The sequence below is a fragment of the Ramlibacter sp. genome (genome assembly GCF_028292805.1).
Taxonomy (GTDB): Bacteria; Pseudomonadota; Gammaproteobacteria; order Burkholderiales; family Burkholderiaceae_C; genus Ramlibacter.
In genome coordinates this window covers 1-2,963 of sequence record NZ_JAQGLS010000217.1, presented here as the reverse complement: position 1 = coordinate 2,963, position 2,963 = coordinate 1, and the positions used below count along the sequence as shown (strand labels likewise).

Here is a 2,963-nt window from a genome sequence, read left to right as displayed (position 1 = left end):
GCCAGCTTGGTCGGCGGGCCGGCAAAGGCGGTCTTGAAACTGCCGATGGACAGCATGTCGATCTCGAGGATGAAGGGGCCGGGCACCGACTGGGCGCGGTCCAGCGCCGCCGGCAGCTGGGCCAGGTCGCTGACGCGGGTGTGGCCCAGGCCCAGGGAGGCGCTCAGTTGCGCGTAGTCGGGCGTGTGCAGCTCGGTGAAGCAGCGGCGGCCGCCGTAGTGCGCGTCCTGGATGTTGCGGATGACCCCGTAGCGCTGGTCGTTCATCAACACGTAGGTGACCGGGGCCTTTTCCTGCACCGCGGTGGCGAGCTCGCCCAGGTTCAGGATGAAGCCGCCGTCGCCCGACAGGCACAGCGTCTTGCGGGCCGGCTGGGTTTCAGCGGCGGCGATGGCCGCGCCGATGCCCATGGCCAAACCCTGGCCGATGCCGCCGCCGGTGGCATGCACGCCGGATTGCGGATCGAACACGTGCAGGTGGCGGTTGCCCCAGGTGCTGTTGGAGACGGTGACGTCGCGCACCCAGTTGAAGTTGCGCCCGGCGCCGGCTTGCAGCTCGCGCACCAGTTCGGCGTAGAGGCCGAGCCCGTCGACCAGCGAAGCCTCGGCCTGCAGGTAGGCGGCGCGCAGGTCACCGGCGAACGCCGGGTCGACCTTCATGCGGCCTTGCAGCCGATCGGCCAGGCCTTCCAGCGCCAAGGCGGCGTCGCCCTGCACGAACGACTCGCTGGCGTAGCAGCGGCCGTCCGCGGACGCGTCGGCGTCGATGCGGTACAGCGGCTTGGGCAGCTTCAGTTTGTACTTGAGCGTTTCGTTGCCGCGCAGGCGCGAGCCCACCACCAGCATCGCATCGCAGGTCTGGTAGAACTTTTCCACCGGCGCGTGCAGGTTGTAGGCGCCCAGCGAGCGCACGTCGTCTTCAGCCACGATGCCGCGGCCTTGCGTGCTGCTCACCACCCCGATGCCCATGTCCAGCAGGCGCATCACGGCGGCGCGCGCATTGCGGGCACCACCACCCAGCCACAGCAGCGGACGCCTGGCCCCGGCGATGCGCTCGGCCAGCGCGTCGAGCGAGGCGGAATCGGGCACCAGGCGGGCCACCGGCAGCGGCCGCAGGTCGGACGGCATGGTGATCAGCGCTTCCTGGATGTCGATCGGGATCTCGACGCTGACCGGGCCGGTCGGGGCCGTCAGCGCCGTCTGCACCGCCTGCTTGAGGATGGCGATGGCGGTGTCGGCGCTGCGCACGCGGAAGGCGGCCTTGGACACGGCCCGCAGCATGGACAGCTGGTCGCGCGCCTCGTGGATGTACGCCATGTCCTGGTCGAGGTAAGGCGTCTCGATCTGGCCCGTCAGGTGCAGCAGCGGCGTGCCGGCCGTCTGCGCCTCGACCATCGCGCCGCCGGCGTTGCCGGCCGCGGTGCCGGTGCTGGTGATCGTCACGCCCAGGCTGGCCGTGGTGCGCGCGTAGGCGTCGGCCATGTTGGTGGCGCCGGCCTCGCCGCGCGCCATCACGAAGCGGACCTGGCCGCGCTGGTGCATGGCATCCAGGATCGGCATGTTGTGGATCGAGATCACGCCGAAGGCAGCCTTGACGCCGCATTCCTCGAGGAAAGCAGCGATGGCGGCGCCGACGGTGATGGTGTTGGTTTGATCAGGCATGGTGGCTGAGGCCTCCGGAAACGTCGATGTGGCTGCCCGTCGTATAGGAGGACAGCGGCGTGGAGAGAAAGAAGATCGCCTGCGCCGCTTCTTGCGGCAGCCCGAGACGCTTCAGGGGGATGCGTTTGCGCGTGGCCAGCTCGCCGGTCCAGGCCGCCCAGTCCTGCGATCGGTCCTCGCGCGCTTCGAAGCGGCGGCGCCACTGGCCCGACTCGATCAAGCCGACCAGGATGCCGTTCACGCGCACGCCCAAGGGCGCGAACTCGGTGGCCATGGAGCGCACCAGGTTCTTGATGCCGGCGCGGGCGGCGGAGGTCGCCACCATGTGCGGCTCGGGTTGCGCGGCCAGCAGCGAGTTCACGCAGACCACGGCCGGTGTCGCCTGCGTGCGCAGCTGCGGCAGGAAGGCGCGGGTCGGATGCAGCACCGAGAAGAACTTCAGCTGCAGTTCCTCGGTCCAGGCCTCGTCGCTGGTATCGGCGAAGGTGGAGACGCGGCCCTGGCCGGCGTTGTTGACCAGGATGGCGGCGGGGCCCAGCCTGGCCTGCGTGGCGGCGGCGAAGTCCTGGACCTGCGCTGCGTCGAGCACGTTGCATTGCTGGGTGAACAGGCGCGCTTCGGGAAACTTGGCGCGCAGGCCTTTTTCCGCGCCTTGCAGCCGCTTGCTGTCGCGGCCGCAGATCGCGACGCCGGCGCCGGCTTGCAGGAACAGTTCGGCGGTGGCCAGGCCGATGCCGGAGGAGCCGCCGGTGACGACCGCCGTGCAGCCTTGAAGGTCGATGTTCAGCATGGTGTTCAGCGGGCGCCGGGCAGCGCCAGCACCTTGGCATTGCGCGGCTGGTAATTCAGCAGGCCCGAGAGCTCGTCGGCGGCGGCGCGCACGCGCTGCACCAGGGGGTCGATGCGCTCGGGATCGATGTGGCCGGACGGGATGGTGGCGCCCAGTGCGGCCGAGATGTGGCCGGTGTTGTCGCGCACCGGCGCCGCGATGGTGGAGATGCTGGACTCGTAGAAGCCCTCGCCCAGCACGTAGCCGCGCTGGCGGTCGACTTCCACCATGTTGAACAGCTCCAGCACCGTCTTGGGCGTGCTGTGCGAATAGACCTCCAGGTGTTCCTCGGGGTACAGCTCGCGCAGTTCGGGCAGGCTCAGGTCTTCCAGCAGGATGCGGCCCAGCACCGTGGCGTGGGCGGGCAGACGGGTGCCGACCCGCACGGCGCTGGAGAACGGCGTCGGCGGCGTGACCTTGGCCACGTAGACGATGGAGCGGCCGTCGCGCACCACCAGGTTCACCGGGTAGCG

General features: G+C 69.9%; 3 protein-coding genes. All 3 read right to left on the bottom strand.

Features of this window, described 5'->3' with window-relative positions; genetic code table 11:
• On the bottom strand, nucleotides 1–1,661 hold a 1,661-nt coding region (locus JWP65_RS13550), incomplete at its 3' end, for a thiamine pyrophosphate-binding protein (protein WP_299764557.1).
• Nucleotides 1,654–2,451, bottom strand: a complete 798-nt coding sequence (locus JWP65_RS13545; protein ID WP_299764555.1) for an SDR family oxidoreductase — start codon at nucleotides 2,449–2,451, stop codon at nucleotides 1,654–1,656. The genes JWP65_RS13545 and JWP65_RS13550, both read right to left, overlap by 8 nt.
• A 5-nt stretch (nucleotides 2,452–2,456) precedes the next feature.
• The coding region (locus tag JWP65_RS13540) for an IclR family transcriptional regulator (protein WP_299764553.1) at nucleotides 2,457–2,963 on the bottom strand (507 nt) is incomplete at its 5' end.

What these genes read in the sequence shown, in the direction of transcription:
- JWP65_RS13545 (WP_299764555.1), bottom strand. Translation starts at nt 2,451, where the DNA reads ATGCTGAACATCGACCTTCAAGGCTGCACGGCGGTCGTCACCGGCGGC.